This is a genomic window from Lentimicrobium sp. L6, from assembly GCF_013166655.1.
Taxonomy (GTDB): domain Bacteria; phylum Bacteroidota; class Bacteroidia; order Bacteroidales; family UBA12170; genus UBA12170.
The window spans coordinates 1-19042 of record NZ_JABKCA010000089.1 but is presented as its reverse complement, the minus strand read 5'-3'; the positions used below and the strand labels follow the sequence as shown (position 1 = coordinate 19042).

Annotated in this window: 9 protein-coding genes; 2 read left to right on the top strand and 7 right to left on the bottom strand. The window is 34.5% G+C overall.

Going from position 1 to position 19042, the window contains the following annotated elements; translation table 11 throughout:
- Both HNS38_RS17695 and HNS38_RS17690 read right to left on the bottom strand, forming a co-directional pair.
- Positions 1-2920: DUF11 domain-containing protein (locus tag HNS38_RS17695; RefSeq protein ID WP_172346828.1), on the bottom strand; the 2920-nt coding region annotated here is incomplete at its 3' end.
- 315 nt (positions 2921-3235) lie between these two features.
- On the bottom strand, positions 3236-3964 hold the full coding sequence (locus HNS38_RS17690; RefSeq protein WP_172281411.1) for a LytTR family DNA-binding domain-containing protein: 729 nt from the start codon (positions 3962-3964) through the stop codon (positions 3236-3238).
- An 828-nt stretch (positions 3965-4792) separates the two neighbouring features.
- Here HNS38_RS17690 and HNS38_RS21005 point away from each other — a divergent pair.
- Positions 4793-7264, top strand: coding sequence for a helix-turn-helix domain-containing protein (locus HNS38_RS21005; protein ID WP_172281413.1), 2472 nt, complete (start codon positions 4793-4795; stop codon positions 7262-7264).
- Positions 7265-7268: 4 nt separating this feature from the next.
- Here the strand turns inward: HNS38_RS21005 and HNS38_RS17680 are convergent, their stop codons facing one another.
- Both HNS38_RS17680 and HNS38_RS17675 read right to left on the bottom strand, forming a co-directional pair.
- Positions 7269-8405 (bottom strand): efflux RND transporter periplasmic adaptor subunit, encoded by a 1137-nt coding sequence (locus tag HNS38_RS17680; protein WP_172281415.1) that lies wholly within the window; start codon positions 8403-8405, stop codon positions 7269-7271.
- Between the two features lie 3 nt (positions 8406-8408).
- On the bottom strand, positions 8409-12746 hold the full coding sequence (locus HNS38_RS17675; RefSeq protein ID WP_172346826.1) for a CusA/CzcA family heavy metal efflux RND transporter: 4338 nt from the start codon (positions 12744-12746) through the stop codon (positions 8409-8411).
- Between the two features lie 239 nt (positions 12747-12985).
- Between HNS38_RS17675 and HNS38_RS17670 the strand changes: the two genes are divergently transcribed.
- Positions 12986-13783: a transporter gene (locus tag HNS38_RS17670; protein WP_172281417.1), complete on the top strand. Its 798-nt coding sequence runs from the start codon at positions 12986-12988 to the stop codon at positions 13781-13783.
- Here the strand turns inward: HNS38_RS17670 and HNS38_RS17665 are convergent.
- From HNS38_RS17665 to HNS38_RS17655, 3 genes are read right to left on the bottom strand one after another with little or no spacing between them, the layout of a single operon-like run.
- On the bottom strand, positions 13780-14361 hold the full coding sequence (locus tag HNS38_RS17665) for a chemotaxis protein CheB (protein WP_172281419.1): 582 nt from the start codon (positions 14359-14361) through the stop codon (positions 13780-13782). The two genes, HNS38_RS17670 and HNS38_RS17665, sit on opposite strands and share 4 nt — an antisense overlap.
- A complete protein-coding gene (locus HNS38_RS17660) occupies positions 14361-15182 on the bottom strand; it encodes a protein-glutamate O-methyltransferase CheR (protein WP_172346825.1) in 822 nt (273 codons plus the stop codon). The genes HNS38_RS17665 and HNS38_RS17660 overlap by 1 nt, the downstream gene beginning before the upstream one ends.
- A gap of 6 nt (positions 15183-15188) precedes the next feature.
- A complete protein-coding gene (locus tag HNS38_RS17655) occupies positions 15189-18899 on the bottom strand; it encodes a Cache 3/Cache 2 fusion domain-containing protein (RefSeq protein ID WP_172281423.1) in 3711 nt (1236 codons plus the stop codon).
- Positions 18900-19042 lie beyond the last annotated feature (143 nt).

The window sequence follows — 19042 nt, the reverse complement described above, 5'->3', positions numbered from 1 at the left end:
CTGATACATAAGTATATCCAGTGGGAAGCTGATCACTAACTGATACGCCAGTTGCGGCACACGGTCCATTATTGTTTACTTTCAATGTGAAAATAACATTGTCTCCTACATTTGCGGCGGCATCATCAACTGTCTTTTCCATTACTAAATCTGCAATTGGGTTATGTATTGAGGCATCAAATTCAAAACTCGCTGAGGCTAAACTCTCACAACTCTCCGGTACTGGAGTAGTAGCGGTTACTGTATATATGTCTCCATCTGTGCCGCCGGTTATAACGCCGCCTGCTTGACTAATTCCATCGGAAGGGCTAAAGGTATATGATAATGCTGCGCTGTAATTCGTTATCGTTACGACTGCAGCTCCATCACAATCCGCTGCTGCTACCGTTACTGTCGGGGCATCTGGTGTTGCAAATTGTGCATCACTGTCAAAGGTGAAACTCGCTGAAGCTAAACTCTCACAACTCTCGGGTACTGCACTGTTAGCAGTTACTGTATATGTGTCTCCATCTGTGCCACCTGATACTAAGCCGCCTACTTGGCTTATTCCATCGGAAGGGCTAAAGGTATATGTTAATGCTGCGCTGTAATTCGTTATCGTTACTACTGCAGCTCCATCACAATCTGCTGCTGCTACTGTTACTGTTGGTACTGCAGGTAAGGCATTGACAATTAACTCCACTTCATCTGAAGTTAAATCTGTACAAACATTTGTTGTACTAGTAATAAGAACTCTATATTTTCTTCCTGAATGAGCTATTGGAGGTGCAGTTAAAGTTAAACTTTCTGTTGCAGTATTACTATATATTCCTCCATCAGATAAATTCGCCCAAGTTCCTGCTCCTATTTTTTCTTGCCATCTATAAACCAGTCCACCACCTGTTACATTTATTGTAAATGTTGCATTAATTCCAAAACAAATTGTACTGACACTGGCTGTTGGTTGAGTTGTAATCACACCTCCTGCGCCATAAGTAGTTACAGCTATATTTGTGCCATCATAAGCACCAGTTACTGGTAAGGTTCCAATAACTTTCCCTTGTGAATCAACTATTGTTGGTAAAACCCCAAGAATTCCATCATTATTTGGATCGGCATTTTCGGCTTCAAGAACATCATTACATAAATCTCCGTCACTATCCAAATCTAAATGATTAGGAATCCCATCACCATCAACATCGAAGGCATCAGGAATGCCATTATTATTGGCATCGGTATAATTAGTTGAAGAACCATCTCCTGTCCCATTGTCAACAGCATCGGCATAATTGAATATTCCATCACCATCTTCATCTCCAAAAGGATCTAATCCTGGATATTCATCTAAATCAAAAATCCCATCATTATCATCATCCAAATCATCTGCATCTAAAACATCATCATTATCTGAGTCTTTTGAATCTCTATAATCTACATCACCACCAGAGTTCACATCACTATCTTCATCAGGTAAAGTACTTGGGTCATTAATAGTTCCATTAGGATCAGTAACATCATCAGTTGTGTCAACAGCATCGTCTAATCCATCCAAATCACTATCTATTCCTAAAAGGGTGATACCAGCTTCAACAGTATCATACAATCCATCGTCATCTGAATCTACATCTAAGAAGTCAGGATTAAGAGTTCCAGTGCCATCTGTATTTGGTATTCCTGTTAAACCTAAAGACCCTGAACCATTACTCAATCCATTGGGAGTAGTATCATACACATTGTCCAATCCATCACCATCATTATCTAAACCACTTGGTGGTGTGTACCCAACTGTAGCTTGACCTTCAACATTATCAGGTATTCCATCATTATCACTATCTAAATCATATGAATTTGGAATTCCATCTAAATCAAAATCAAAATGATCATTTATATTATCAGAATTTACATCAATAAAATCTGGATAATCGGTGTCATTAAAATTAAAAAAGCCATCCCCATCATGATCCCCTGCGGGATCAACTCCAGGATAAAACGGAGATTCATTAATATCTAAAATCCCATCATTATCATCATCAATATCATCATTATTCTCGATGCCATCATCATCCCAATCTAAAGGGTCTGGACCGATTTCACAACCAAAACCATCATTAATACCTGATTTATTTGCCAATAACACCTTTACAGCTGAAACATTAGAAGCTGGCGCATTTAAGATATCGGTAATTTTATAAATGGAACCATTTCCATTATTAAAGAAATAAAAGTTTCCATTTCTATCTTGCCAAGTGGCTCCAAAACCACTACTAGTAGCTACACCGTCTAAAGAATTATCAAAAGAGATTGATTTATTTGTTACAGTAGCAGTACCATTATTAGAAGGGTCAGATATATTCATTACCCTAAGCGAGGTTCCGTTCACACCATATATCTCATCTCCAATTAAAGAATAATCAGCAGGAGCTCCTGACTGACTTGCAAAGGTTTTTTCGGTTACAGATACAGTTACGGGAACTGTTGGAGATAAACTTAAGCCCGTTATATCGAAAAGTACAACTTTAGTTCCATTTACAAAACCTACATTATCCTCATATGCAAACAAAGTATTATTGAAATTTTTAGAATTCCCTGTAATTTTAATATCACCCATATATTTATAGTTATCGGCAGGATCATATACACGAACTGTTGTACTACCAGCACTAGAATAAATCAACTGTGTGGTAGCATTATATGCCGAATTTGAAGCAGCATTATAGACTGATCCTTCTAATTCACCTACTTCAATATAGGTTTGTTGAAAAGCATTGTATCTAAATACTTTAGTTATTGTTTGGTTAACTCCATTAACCTGACCTATTGTTTGGTATAAAGTATTAACTGGTCCACAAACTACTTGAGCCTGCACTCCCTGTGAAAAACTTAAAAACAATAAACATAAAATGGTGAAAAACGAGGCGGTTCGTTTCAATTTTGATATCATAGCTTCAATTTTTTTAATAAATGTGCAATTTCAAAATAAACATTGTGGTTACTTGTGATTTATAAAAACTTAAACTCATTTAAATAAATACACATCGTTTGAATAGAAATAATAAATTGGTCGTAAAGAACAAGTCCCTTAATAAAGGTATGAAGAAATTTTAAGCCCTACAATTTATTAGCATCTTATTTTTAGCATTTAATTAACAAAATTAAGAAGTATGTCTTAAGTAGGCATGAAAAATGTTCTGAAATAGTCGATTAATGTTCTAAAATCAGAGAGTATTGAATTGAAAAATAGAAAAGATTTATGTATTCAATTATTTATGTGCTTGTTAAATGATTCTAAGTACTTTTCGCCAATTGGTAGGCTTTGATTATCAATAACAACATGACGTTTATTATAAGATTCAATATAGTCTTTATTAATAATATAAGACCTTTGAGTTCTAATGAAAGAACTTCCTAATTGTTTAATAATATCTTTCAAACACCCTCTAACTAAATGCTTCTTGCCATTAGAGAGAAAAATGCTCAAATAAACATGTTCACTTTTGATGTAAAATATACTATTCTGATCAATCTTCACAAAAGCTTGTTCTTGCTTAATAAATAAACTTTTTTGCTTAATTATCTGTGATTGATTCTCCCAATTGGGCTCCTGATTGGGCTCCTGATATTGACTAAAACAAATTTCAAGCGCGCTATACAAATCATGCATTTTAAAAGGTTTTGCCAGGTAAGCTGACGGTTTTGTTTTAACAGCCCTATCAATTAAGCTCGTACAGGTCTCGGAGGTTAAAAAAAGAAAAGGCTTTTGAATAGAATTTTGAATGATTTTGCCTAGTTCGATACCATCCTTCTCCCCTTGTAAATGAATATCAAGAAGAAATACATCTGCCACATTATCCTCAATAAGAGCAATTCCTTCCTCAAAAGTACTGGCAGGAGGAAGAGCCACATAACCATGCTTTTCCAACATGCGAACAATCATTTGAGCAATAATTTCATCATCTTCAATTATGGCTATTTTTTTCATCTCCATATACAATCACACTAAAATATACCTTCTTATAAGTATAGTATTTATAAAAACTATTTTATTTCCTTTTTTTTCAACTTTCAAAATTAATCTTTCCAAGTCAAATTCCTAGTAATTCATTGGATGATTTGTGGTTTAAGTTTCTTGAGATACAAGACAGTCACTATTCATCATATACTCATTTATTCATCTGCTTAATTTCTTAGCTCAGTACAGCGATATAAATACATGTTCATTAAGCATTTTCTCCATTAATTCTTGTAACCTGATAACTTTTAGAACTTCAAACCCTCTGCCGTTGGATTTCCAATTTAAAGGTTGGTTGGCTAATTCACTAAAGATATAAATCGGCATTCATTGTTCATGCTTCTCTATAACAGAAACAATTTGTGTTTCTGAATATCTTGACTTTTGCATTATAAATATTTACAGATAAATATTAACACTAATTCTAACGTATTTTGGTGGATTTATAAAACCTCAATTAAAATGGCCGAAGTTTGGGGAACCATACCTTTCTAATTGATTTTGAAGTATATATATACTTCAAATTACGCATGCTTAGATCTTATCTAAATAGAAATATTCTGAGATTACAATCTGGAATTTACATGAGCTTAAATATGCAATCGAAAGTGTATTCTCAACTTCTGATTAAAAGTGTACTCCTATATTTTTCTAATCATTTCTGTATCAGATGGCATAAAATCACATATCAATGAACATTAGAAAACTACCGAAGCACTTTGGTTATAAAAGCTCCATCGTTTGTTCATTTCACCATTTTTTCCAAGGAATAGTTTTAACTTTGTAGACTAAAGCATTCCTATTATGAAAGTGAATCCAGAATTAGACTTAGCTTGGCAATTTGTAGAAAATACCAATCGTAATATTTATCTGACCGGTAAAGCTGGAACTGGGAAAACCACTTTCCTCCACCAAATAAAAGCCAAAACCAATAAACGAATGGTGGTGGTAGCTCCAACGGGTGTAGCTGCTATTAATGCCAAAGGCGTAACCATACACTCTTTCTTCCAAATGCCATTCGGACCCATCCTACCCAATCAACTCTATGCTGGCCCCGGAAATAAAAACACTAAAAATACAGGAGTTCAAAAGTTCAACAAGAAAAAAATAGATATTATTCGCTCTCTCGACCTCCTCATTATTGATGAAGTGAGTATGGTGAGAGCAGATTTATTGGATGGAATTGATCAAGTTTTAAGACGATTTAAGAATGGCTCTGAAGTATTTGGTGGAGTACAGGTTTTAATGATTGGAGATTTGCAACAATTGGCCCCCGTCGTAAAAAACGATGAATGGAGTTTACTAAAAGATTATTACGACAATGCTTTCTTTTTTAGCAGCCGAGCTTTTCAAGAAGCCAATGCTATTAGTATAGAATTAAAACATATATATCGACAAGAAAACCAAGATTTCATTTCCATCCTCAATCAAATTAGAAATAATAATATTGATGAGCAATCCTTAAAAAGATTGAATCAACAATACAATCCCAATTTTGTGCCTAAAAATGAGGAGGGTTATATTACACTAACTACCCATAACAGAAGAGCCAAGCATATGAATGATGCTGAGCTGAAGCAATTGAGCAAAACAAGTCGATTTTATGATGCTGAAATTGAAGGAGATTTCCCTGAATATGCTTTCCCCAATGATGAAGAATTAGAGTTAAAAGTAGGTGCACAAGTGATGTTTATCAAGAATGACAGCAGTCCTGATAAGCAATTTTTTAATGGAAAGATTGGCACCATTACCTATATGGATAAAGACGGACTTAATGTGCAATGTCCAGGTGATGCTGAAGAAATTACTGTAGAGCGAGAAAGCTGGCATAATATCAAATATTCTATAGACTCCAAAAACGAAATCAAAGAAGACATCATTGGTGTTTTCACTCAAATTCCTTTACGTTTAGCTTGGTCTATCACTATCCACAAAAGCCAAGGATTAACTTTTGAAAAAGCCATTATAGATGCTGAAGCCTCTTTTGCACACGGACAAACTTATGTGGCTTTGAGTAGATGTAAAACACTGGAAGGAATCGTTTTAAAAAGCCCAATCAATCAGCAAGGAATTATACAGGACAATAGAGTGATTCATTTTTCTCAAGAAGTAGAAAGCCAACAACCCGATCATCAGAAACTCAATGATTCCAAGAAAGAATACCAACTCTACCTACTCGAACAACTATTCAGCTTTAAACAAATTCAATACTTCCTCAATAAATGTCAGAAGGCACATTATAATAGTGGTGGCAGCCTATTGGGGAATTTAGACGGTCCTCTAAAAAAAATGAGAGAGGAAGGCACTCAGGAACTCATTAAGATTGGCGGAGGATTTTCCAATCAATTAAGAACTATGAGCGAAGGGGTCACAGAAGTGGAACAAGTAAACGAGATTCAAGAGCGTATCAAAAAAGCCGTAGCTTACTTTCTTACACATATTGATATTCACATTAGTTCACCACTATCCGAACTCTCCTACTCTAGCGATAATAAAGCCATACTTAAAGACTTTAAAAAAGACTTAAAAGAATTAGAAGACTTGGTAGAACAGAAAATATTTTGCCTTAAAGGTTGTATCAATGGCTTTGAAACGCAGAATTATTTGAAGCTTCGGGCCGATTCTATTTTCCAAAAGAAGGTCGTTTCCAGAGTAAAAGAAAGTCGCCCAGCGGATGATTTAAGCGCCCATCCAGATCTGTTTAAAACCTTGAAGAAATACCGCAACACCATGGCTACTGATGAAGATATTGAACATTTTCAGGTCTTCACTCAGAAATCACTATTTGGCATGTGCGAATCTTTACCCACAACTTTAAACGAGCTGAAAAAGGTACACGGAATAGGCAAAGCTAAAATTAATAAATATGGTGATGATTTGGTGGATATTATCCGAGAATATTGCATACAGATTGGTAAAGAATTTTCTACTGAAGAAAAATTAGAGCTTGTAGAAAAGCCTAAAAAGAAATCCAAAAAACCCACCAAAGAAATCAGTCTCGAAATGTTTCAAAGTGGCATGACCGTAAATGAAATAGCCAAAGAGCGGGGATTGGTAACTACCACCATCGAAGGACACTTGATACAATATTTACCGACAGGAGAAATTACTGTAGAAGATTTGGTTGACGAAAAAATCATAAATGAAATCATCAGGACTATCAACGATATGGAGTTTAAAAGCTTAACAGAATTAAGAAAAGCATTAAATGACCAATATAGCTATAGCCAGTTAAGACTGGCTTTGATGAAAAAGGGCATGGAGGAGCCTTTATAAGCTTTTACTCTTCCAAATTAACATAATAAGCGCCTTTGGTTAATATTTGACCCTTAATCTGAGGCGTTTTGATTTCGGTAAATTCATCATTTGACTCCCCTATTTTTACTTCTGTTTTCTTGAAATAATATCGCATTTCATCTTCTTTTTCCAACACTACAACGTAATATTTATTTTCAGCTTTCAAAACTGCCTCATGGTCAATAGCGAAAAGATTGATATTATTATAAAACAGTTCGAGCATTACTTTACTCCCTGGAATTAAAGACTCTTCGCCCATTATACTGGCCTGACATACCACACCTTGTAATTCTGAATTCATAGATTGCCCCACTGAAATCACTTTAGCCTCATAATCTTTAGTTCGATCGACTGAAGTGAAAAAATGTAAATGTTGACCGACTTCTATATTGCTTGCAAAATCGGCATAAATCACAAACTCCAATAAGGCATTTTTTCCATTTACAATATGCATGAGTACATTCTGTGGCTCAACATACTCGCCAATTTGAGAATTGATTTGCTGTATTTGACCTTCAATGGGAGCGTAAATATTGAAGTAATTCTGTATTTTTCCACCATTCAGCAATTCCTTAGAAAGCTGCATATTCTCAAGCTGTGCCCTACTGGCATCTACTTCCGCTAAAAGGATTTCATATACTGACTCTGCTTCTAAAAAGGCTTTTTCAGAAGAAATATTTTCTTCAAACAACTGCTTTTGTCTCAAATAATTTGATTTGACAGGCTTTAGTTGCGCCAATGCAACAAGGTAATTCTTCTGTAATTCAATAAATTCATTGCTCTCTACAGTACACAATACTTGCCCTTTTTCTACATTTTGATTCAAAACCACTTTTACATCATTTATTTTACCAGAAATAGATGTGTTTACCATGGCTGAAGATTGATAGTTTGTAATAATCTTTCCTGTGGTTTGATAGGTTTTTGAGAAGTTTTGCGCTTTCATGGTTTCCAACTTCATATGCTCGGCCTCAAAGGCCTGCTTTTCTATGACAATCCATTCCTCAATGGTAGTTTCACCTTGAGCCTCCTCCTCTATAACGGTGTTATTTTGACAGGAAATAAAAAATAGGGAAATGATAATATTCCAATAGATCGCATTATATGTCTTGATTTTCATTCTTTATAAGTTTAAATACTTTAATTCAACCATAGCATTTTGCTTTTGCCACAAACTATTCAAATAATCTAATTGTATTTGCACAGCTGTTTCTAAACTGATAATATATTGATAGATACCTATCTCACCAGTACTTCTGAAAGTCTGAGTGGCTTGCATCAATTCTTCATACATGGGTTTGGCAAATAGTCTATAGTTCTCAATATACTCGTCTTGCTTTTGTAACTCCAATTGCCATTCATTTTTAGTAGAAGTCATTATTTTTTTCAGATTCTGGTATCTCTCCTCCTCTATTTCAATTCCTATTTTTCCTGATTTTATTCTGGATCTTTGTTCACCAAAAAATATAGGAATCCCCAACCCAACAGTATATCCATTGTAATTTTTTGAATTTTCAAATTGATTACTCCCATTATAATACCCTAAATTGATACTGGGCAATAGGGTGTTTTTATTCCATGATAATTCTGCTTTCTTAATGGCTATATTTTGTTCGAACATTAGCTGATAAGGATTGCTTATTGTAAAAACATCAATAATAACCTCATCTAAACCTATTTGAGTAAATAGCAAAATTGTGTCTGTATTACATAATTGCTTCAAACTCTCTTTGCATTTGGCCAAATCAAAATCCAACTCCTTAAGCATTAATAATAACTCATTTTTACGAGCTTGTGCATTTAATTTCTCCAAAGCACTTACTCCTCCTAACTCATACTCTTTTTCTATTGACTTTACAAAATGACTAAATATACTATCCACATAGTTTAAATATTCAGATTTGTTTAAATGATATTGCAACTCAATATACTTCAATGAAACTTCTCGTGACAATCTACTTTTCTCAATCTCATATTGGGTTTGTACCAGCTCTGTATTTAGTTTATTCACTTTCTTTCCTATAAAATACAAAGTAGGAAATAGAAAACTCTGCTCAATACCAAAAACATTTAGAGGATGCCCATTATCCGCCATATTATTCTGATCAAAATCATAATAAATATTGGTAGGGTCAATTGAAAAAGCACTAGGCTCCATAGCCTCAGCTTCCTCCACTCCCAATTGAGCAGCTTTAAGTCCAGCATTGTTTTCATAAGTCATAGATAATAATTCATCTAGACTATTAATCTGAACTTGTGCAAAAATCTGATTGGTCAATAGGAAGAAAGCTCCAAATATTACAATTGAATTTCTAATTAATTTAGGAGGAAATAATTTCACTGTTTTCACATCATGAAATACCGAGAAAAGAAGAGGAAGTAGAATCATGGTTAACAAGGTTGCTGTCACCAAGCCCCCAATCACAACTGTAGCCAATGGCCTTTGAACTTCCGCTCCAGAAGAGGTGGAGATAGCCATGGGCAAAAAACCCAATGCTGCTGCAGCTGCTGTTAACAGGACAGGTCTCAACCTTTCTTTAGTAGCCTTAAAAATCAATTCTTTAATATCCTTAATCCCAGATTCTTTTAAATGCTTTAGATGCTCCAATAAGACGATTCCATTTAACACGGCAACCCCAAAAAGAGCAATAAATCCAATTCCTGCCGAAACACTAAAAGGCATATCTCTAATCCAGAGCAGTAAAACACCTCCAACCGCAGAAAGAGGAACTGCAGAAAATATCATAATGGCTTCTTTAAAAGATTTGAATGCAAAATGAAGAAAGATAAAGATTAAAATCAATGCTATGGGAACTGCTACCATTAAGCGGTTGGTGGCATTCTTCAAATTCTCAAACTGTCCACCATACTGAACATAATAACCGGAGTCTAGTTTAAGCTTAGTACTTAAAATTCCTTCCACATCTTTAACTACGGATTCTAAATCACGATTTCTCACATTTACACTGACCACTACCCTTCTCTGTGTATTTTCACGCGATATTTTTGCTGGAGCTGTGGTATGATAAATCTTAGCTACTTGGGAAAGTGGAATCAATCCTCCATCGGGTAAACCAATTTTCAACTGCCTGATATTTTCGATGTTTTGCCTGAATTTTTTATCTAACCTAACGACTAAATCAAACCTTCTTTCCCCTTCAAATACTTTTCCAGCCACAGCACCACCAAAAGCACTAGATAGTTGCTGGTTGAGCTCTTCTATGGTTAAGCCATAATGAGAAACCATATTTCTTTTATAATCTACCACCATTTGAGGAAGGCCTGCTGTTTTTTCAACTATTACATCAGCTGCACCTGGAACATCTACAATCAAAGACTTGATTTCCAAAGCTTTTTGATTTAAGTAATCCAAATCTTCACCAAAAAGCTTAATGGCTAAATCGGCTCGTACTCCTGTTATCAACTCATTGAACCTCATCTCAATGGGCTGAGTAAATTCATAATCTATCCCTGGGATAATCATCAACTCCTCCTTGAAAAGGTTGGCCAGCTCTTCTTTTGAGGAGGCCTTAACCCATTGCTTTCGAGGATTTAGCTTAATAATCATGTCTATTTCTTCCATGGACATAGGGTCGGTTGGAACTTCTGCTGCACCAATTCTACACACAATTTGATCCACTTCATCCGGGAACTTAGTTAAAATAATATCCTCCATTTTAGTGGTCAACTCAATGGTTTTAGATAATGAAGTTCCGGTTTTTAATACAGGTTGAATCACAAAATCGCCTTCATCTAAAGTGGGAACAAATTCACCTCCCATTTGTGAAAATAGGTAGCCTGTCAATAGGAGAGATAAAATGGCCATAGCAAAAACTACATTTTTAAATTTATATGCCAGTTTAAGAACTGGTGCATAGGAGGCATAAAGCCATTTCATGATGGTGGCAGTCCATTTATTCTCTTTTTTTTCTGCTTTTAAAAACATGGCTGATGCAGCAGGAATCCATGTTAATCCAAATATCATAGCACCAATAATGGCAAAGCTAAAAGCAGAAGCCATCGGACGGAACATTTTGCCTTCTACTCCTTCAAGTACAAAGACAGGAATCAATACAATAAGAATAATCACTTGCCCAAAAATAGCTGAATTGATCATTTTAGAGGAGCCCTCGAAAGTAATTTTATCTTTAAGAATTTTAGCCTCTGATTTCGGCAAACCAGCCAACTCCTTGCCCGCCATACTAATTCGAAGCGCTACAAATTCCACAATAATAACTGCTCCGTCTATAATAATACCAAAGTCTAAAGCCCCTAAGCTCATCAGGTTGGCATCAATTCCCATTAAATACATCATACTGATGGTAAAAAGTAAGGAAAGTGGAATGATTGATGCAATAACTAAAGCAGACCTCATATTCCCTAACAAAAGAACCACAATCAATATCACAATGATACATCCCAAAAGCAAATTCTCAATGATGGTAAAAGAAGTCTTACCTATCAACTCACTTCTTTCTAATACAGGATTGATAAAAACACCTTCTGGTAATGATTTTTGTACTTCCGCCACACGTTGGATTACTGCATCAATCACTTCTTTTGAATTGGCATCTTTGAGCATCATGATTTGTCCCATCACTTTTTCACCTTCAGCATTGGCGGTAATGGCGCCAAACCTATTGGCATAACCAAATTTCACTTCTGCAATGTCTCCCAATAAAATAGGGTAACCATCAGTGGTTTTCATTCTGATTTTTTCGAGCTCAGTGTTAGAATCGATCATTCCGTTACCACGAATGAAATAGGTAAAGTTTTCTTTTTCAATATAGGCTCCACCTGCCAAACTGTTGTTGGCTTTAATGGCATTATAAATATCGAGTAAAGTAATCCCATAGGATGTTATTTTTTCTGGATCAATAGCAATTTCGTATTGTTTTAAGAAACCTCCCCAGGTGTTTACTTCAACTACTCCCTGAATACCTGTTAATTGTCTTTTTACTACCCAATCCTGTATGGTCCGAAGCTCCATAGGCGAATACTTATCTTTAAATTCGGGTTCAACGTCTAGAATATACTGGTAAATCTCACCTAGACCTGTAGAAATAGGTCCCATTTCTGGAGTTCCAAATCCTTCTGGTATATTTTCAGACGCCGCTTTTAGTTTTTCAGAAATTAATTGGCGTGGAAGATAAGTTCCCATATCCTCATCAAAAACAATAGTAACTACCGACAAACCAAACTTTGATATGGATCGAATCTCCTGAACACCAGGCAAATTACCCATTTCTAATTCAACAGGATATGTAATAAATTGTTCCACATCCTGTGTAGATAAATTTTCGGAAACAGTGATCACTTGTACTTGATTATTAGTGATATCTGGAACTGCTCCAACTGGAATATTAAGGACAGAATAAACACCAAAAGCTGCGATACTTAAAGTAAAAAGTATCACCATCAGTTTATTCTTGATGCTAAAATTGATGATTTGATTAATCATTTCTTAGTTTTTAAGAAGAATATAATTTGGTTATGGGTTCTCAACTATATCTAAACCTGAAAAAATCACAATATTTTAGCAGGAAAAAATAATAAAATGAGAATACACAAAGATAGTAACAAAGTCCCCATTATCAAAGCCATACCATATGAAAGAATTCTCCAGATTTCAACATTACTAAATATGGTATTTCAAGTCTCAAATATTATTCTTTTCTTTGAATAATAAAATCAAATCACATGAAAAAAATATTTCTTACAAGTATTATAATTATTTCTTCCTATGTTCTTTTTGCACAAATAGGAGGTGTATCAAACTCAAAATTAGCATCTCTAAATGCGACTACTATTGACCACCATATTGTTGAATTTGAACCTAGTGTTAGTCATATCATTTCTCATAAAGTCTGGAATAATGAGGGGCAATTACAAGATTTATATGGTAGCTCTGATAGTGTTTTTAAAAGTACTGGACTTGGATTTAGGTTTACTTATGGTTTATGGGACAAGGTAGAAATTGGGGGAAGTATTTCAACCGATTTAGCCATGACAGGCCTTGGAGTGAAATATAATTTCTGGGGAAATGATAAAATGGATATTGCAGCCGTGGCAGGAGCAAATATTCCTTTGGGAAATAAAACTATTGATAATACGATAAAATTATCCGACAATCTCACATCAGTGGGTGGTGGATTTATTTACTCTGCTTATTTTAATGAGAAATTCACTCTAGATGCAGCTGCTCAATACTTATTTTTTGCTGAGAAAACTGAGGATGAGCATAAAGGAAGTTTGTACTTAAATACTGATGTGGGCTATTATGTATTTGACCAAAATTTGCAGCTCATTGTAGGAGCAGGATATCAAAATTCATCCTTTAATCAGCTCAATAGCAACACGGTGAGTGTTTACCCTGGAATTACTGTTGAAACAGGTAAAAGATATGTTCTAATTCTCCAAGCTCCTTTTGATATTGCAGGGAAGAATGCTCGTAAGAATTTTGGCATTTCTTTTTCTTTAACAATATCTATAGATTAATTACTCGTTAATCTAATCAGCTCTTCAGCGATATCTTCCAAAAGAAATACCTTTTCTGCAGCTATCTTTTTTTGAGCCGATCGTGGCATCTCAGGAGACTCTGCTGATTCAGGATCTTGAATCACACAGGTTCCTCCACATGCATTAATGAGATCCATACCATAGGATCCATCTTGATTTGCACCTGTTAATATAACGGCTATCAAGTTTTCTTTTTCTTCAAAAGCCGCTGATTCGAAGAACACATCTATTGAGGGCCGGCTATAATTCACCTTCTGATCTGCATTCAGTATAACTCTACCTTCTTCTAATAAAGCGTGATAATTAGGTGGGGCATAATAAACACGGCCTGGCAAAAGTAATTCCATATGATTCGCTTCTTTTACTTTTAAACTAGAGTGTGAATTCAAAAAATCAATAAAAAACATATTCATAAAAGAATTCATATGTTGAATCACAACAATAGGAGCCGCAAAATTCTTTGGAAGGCGAGATACTACCTGTCGTACTGCATTTATACCCCCAGCGGAAGCACCAATAATCACCAGCTTTTGATATTTTTTCTTTTCGTCTAGCATTATTTTTTCTGATAGATTTTATGATTCTGGTGAATGGTTCTGAATTGAGGATAGCTATCCATAAATCTTAAGGATTCCTTTGCACCGAGGCATAATAACCCTTCAGAATCTAGGCTATTAGTTAATATATCTATCACTTGATTTTGTAATTCCTTTTCAAAATAAATCAGAACATTACGACACAAAATCAAATCAAATGAACCAAAATGATGCTCATCCATTAGATTTTGTGTAGCAAAAGCTATTTTCTTAAGAAATTGTTCTTTTAGATGATATTTATCGTCTTTAAAATCGAAAAACTTATAGAAATCAATATTGAAATTTGTAGCTCCAAGGTTTTTCAAATACTCTTTAATATAGGTTGTATCTAAAATTCCTTTAGAGGCTTTCTCAACAATTTGCATATTAAAGTCAGTTGCTACAATACGCTCATAAGGAATTTTAAAATGCTCCATCATCATTAATATAGAATAAGCTTCTTCTCCAGATGCACAGGCAGAAATCCATATACTCAATGGCTTTTGCTCGGGCACCTGAACTAAAAACTGATGCAAACTCTCGTAAAATAATGGATCGCGAAACAACTCTGTAACATTAATAGAAAGATCTTCGAACAAAGCATCAAAGGCTGCTTTATTCTTTATAACATCCTCTTTCATTTCAGTAAAACTGCTATATTTTGCAAAGGTCAATCTATGGCGAAACCTTCTCTTCAAATGAGCTTTCCCGTATCTCCTAAAATCAATCCCATAAGTTTTGAAAATTTTTTCCAAAAAAGATTCTAAAACTTCGTCACTTATTTCTAATATATGATTACTCATCTTGCGCTAATTATTAATTACTCTTTCTAAATCTGGTCTTTTAAATGGCTTACTGATGTATGCATCCATTCCTGCATCGAAACATATCTGATCGTCACCTTTTAAGGCATTGGCAGTCATTGCTGTAATCTTTATGGGATCCAGATTATTTTCCTTTTCATATTCTCTAATTTTTATAGTGGCTTTTAGGCCATCTAAAACAGGCATTTGGATGTCCATTAAAATCATATCAAATTCGCCATCGATATATTTTTGGAATGCAATTTCTCCATTATCAGCTACGGTCACGTTATGCCCCCATGCTTCCAAATTATATACTGCTACTTTCTGATTAATCATATTATCTTCTGCCAATAAGATCCGTAATTTTGGAACATTAGAATCTTCTGGTTTATTAGCATCCTTTTCTTCAATCACATCCACTTCATGACTAATACCGAAAACCACCTCTTCAATAGTATTATATAAGCTCAAGCGTTTTAATGGCTTATTCATATAGGCTGAAATTTCCAATACTTTTTTATCGTCACTACTCACCACATTCTGCTGAGCAGTCAATAACACAAACTTGGTTTTCAAGTTTATAAACTTGCTCTGCAATTCTTTAATAAACTGAGTCCCATTCATTTCAGGCATTTGGTAATCCACAAATATCACGTCAAAAGGATTCATATTCTTTTCATATTCAGCAACAAGCTCTATACCTTGCTTTGTACCAAATGCACTTACTACTTTTGCTTCTTTGGCATCCAAATATTTAGCAAATATCATTTGAGAAGGCTCATGATTATCAACTATCATAATATTTAGATCCTGATAATTTCTATCTTCAATTTGCTTTTGTTGTATTTGATCCTTATCAATATTAAAGGAAGCAGTAAAATAAAAAGTACTTCCTTCTCCAGCTACACTTTCAACACCGAAAGCCCCATTCATCTTTTCAATTAGTTTTTTTGAAATAACTAAACCAAGACCAGTTCCTCCAAACTTTCGGGTTGTAGAAGCATCCACTTGAGTAAAGCTCTTGAATAGTTTCTTCTGGCCTTCTTCTGAAATACCAATGCCTGTATCCACCACTTTAAACATCAAATGAGCTTTATTGTTCGTTACCTTTTGTAACTCACAACTGATAGTAATAGCTCCACTTTCTGTAAACTTTACTGCATTATTAGCAAGGTTCATAATGACTTGTTGCAATCTCACAGGGTCACCTATTAATGAAAGTGGAATCTCATTATCTATATAAGTATAAATCTCATCGTTTTGCTCCGCTGCTTTAAACTGTAATACATCAGCCGTATCTTCAATAATGGTTTTGATACTAAATGGAATACGTTCCATTTCAATTTTTCCAGCTTCAATTTTGGAGAAGTCTAAAATGTCATTAATAATGGTCAAAAGGTTATTTGCGGAGGTGGAAATGAGTTTAATATATCCTTGTTGTTCCACATTCAACTTGGTTTGTGACATGATATCTGAAATTCCGATAACCCCATTCATGGGAGTTCGGATTTCGTGAGACATGTTAGCCAAGAACATTGATTTAGCTTTGGTAGCTGCATTGGCCTTTTCAACAGCAATTTCGAGCTGTTTTTGCGCCTCTTTACGCTTCACATTCTCATTCTCCAAAGCATCTTTTTGCTTTTTAAGCTCCTCTTCACTCTTCATCAAACTTTGAGCTTGTAACTCCAATTCTTCATTAGTCACCTGTAATTCTTCTTGTTGAACCTGTAGGTTTTCTTCGGATACTTGTAAAGATTGAGCTTGCTTTTCAAGAGTTTCATTAGTTACCCGTAACTCTTCTGTTTGAACTTGTATCTGCTCGAGCAAGGACTGAGTTTCTAACCTAGACTGTGTCATAGATAGTGAAATGGCCAGGCTTTCTTTCAAAACACCTGTTAGCTCTAATTCATTTTGTTTAAACTTTTCAAAAGATGCCAATTCTACTAATCCTATAAGCTGATCATTCAATTGCAGAGGAATTAAAACGATTTGAATTGGTTTTGCTTGACCAATGGAGGTCTTCATTTGATAGAAATCAACTGGAATATTATTGATCAGTTGAATCTTATTCATTTTCTCGGCGGATTGTCCTACAATTCCACTTCCCAGCCTTACAGTATTCATCTCAAAAGAACCCTCTACACCAATAGTAGCTTGGGGCTTTAATGTTTTACTAAAAGAGTCGTAGATATAAAAAGCGCCGAGAGGGGCGTGTAAAAATATAGATACTGAATTTAAGGCTTTGGCTGAGAAATCTTTAATATTGGTAGCAAATCTTGTTTTATCAAACAAATCATTCTCCGCTTCCCTAATACTCATTTGATGTCGATTAGAACTTTCCAATTCGAGTAGTTTTTGGGCCATTTTATTAAAACTAATCGCTAATTGATCTTTTTGAGATTTCACTCTAACTTTTACATTGTATTTACCATTTTCAATCTCTTTAACTTGCTTAATCAACTCATAATTGCTATTAGTTAAGATATTAAGAATTCGTGCGGTTTTGGCTATTTCATCCCTACCACTTACTCTAATTGGTTTTGGAGTAATCCCTTTACTGAGTTGGTTTAATGAATAAATAATTCTACCTAAACTCTTCCTATAGAATAAGGTGTAAACAAAAAGCAATACTATTGACAATAATAAAGCGAAACTAAATCTACTTAGCATTAAACTAAATAGGATATCCATCTCATCTTTTACAAAACTATTATAAGGAAGCATGATTCCTATATAATAATTGAATAATGGATGATAAGTGTAATAAATCATGACATCGTCACCCAAAGAAGAGTCTTTTAATCGCAACCTGACAATCGATTCATTTTCTACTTGGCCATCACTTCTATTCATTAGATAATTAGATATCAAACTGTTATACAGAAGCAACTGTTTTTTATCATTTGAAGTTTTAATATTCATGCCTTCAAGCTGAGGATGCATGAGCATCTGCCCTTCAAACTTGTTATTATCTGACATGATAAAGGCATAACCATCTTTTAGAAAACGATCGCCTTTAAGTTTCTTACTTACCGTTTTCAACTCCGATTCTTTCTCTCCAACATATAATATGCCTTGAATTTTTCCATCAACGTAAATAGGCTCATAAGCTGTAGTATACCAATCATCTACAACAAATGCCCTACCATTAAAAACCTTTCCTTTTTCAATGGTTTTAATCACTTCTGAAGAGTTTGGAATAAAAGTACCGACCGCCCTTTTCTTACCAAGAGTATAGACATTAGTGGAAATTCTTAAATAACCCTCCTCTATTTTTTGGAAAATAGTAACAGTAGAAGGACCTAGATCCCTAATTTTATCTACAATAAAATAATTGTTTTGAATTGGAATTCCATCCAAAGTCCAAGCATCTACCATAACAACAGTGGTATCTTTAGTGATTTGATTAACCGCTTGATATTGAATTTTGTTTTTAGAATCAACTTTTATTTTCCCAGAATAGTTCCTATAAAATAAAAGGTGAGCAATTTTTATATTGTCCTTCACCTCAACTTGCATATCCTTATAGGCCAAGTCAAACTCACCTACCATACTACTCACATGGTGGTATAGATAATCATCGTTATGTCTTGTGATTAACTCCTTTTGGTGCTTATAAACAATATACCCAGTTATGGAGAAAACTAGAAATAGTAAAAAAGCTATAAATAAAAATAGCTGAATGGTTATTGAAAATCTCTTTAATAAATTCATGTTCGATGTTTTGTGGCTATTCAAATATAATGAATATTTATGAACTTTCCATCCTAAGGTTTGGATTTTATCTCAATATGAATTTTACAATAGGGTTACCCATTTAGTTCACAAATAGTTGTATATGAGTATATTATTTTGTA

Coding starts and splice junctions, on each gene's coding strand:
- HNS38_RS17680 (WP_172281415.1), bottom strand. CDS start 8,405: ATGAAAATCAAGACATATAATGCGATCTATTGGAATATTATCATTTCC.
- HNS38_RS17670 (WP_172281417.1), top strand. CDS start 12,986: ATGAAAAAAATATTTCTTACAAGTATTATAATTATTTCTTCCTATGTT.
- HNS38_RS17665 (WP_172281419.1), bottom strand. CDS start 14,361: ATGCTAGACGAAAAGAAAAAATATCAAAAGCTGGTGATTATTGGTGCT.
- HNS38_RS17675 (WP_172346826.1), bottom strand. CDS start 12,746: ATGATTAATCAAATCATCAATTTTAGCATCAAGAATAAACTGATGGTG.
- HNS38_RS21005 (WP_172281413.1), top strand. CDS start 4,793: ATGAAAGTGAATCCAGAATTAGACTTAGCTTGGCAATTTGTAGAAAAT.
- HNS38_RS17660 (WP_172346825.1), bottom strand. CDS start 15,182: ATGAGTAATCATATATTAGAAATAAGTGACGAAGTTTTAGAATCTTTT.
- HNS38_RS17655 (WP_172281423.1), bottom strand. CDS start 18,899: ATGAATTTATTAAAGAGATTTTCAATAACCATTCAGCTATTTTTATTT.
- HNS38_RS17690 (WP_172281411.1), bottom strand. CDS start 3,964: ATGGAGATGAAAAAAATAGCCATAATTGAAGATGATGAAATTATTGCT.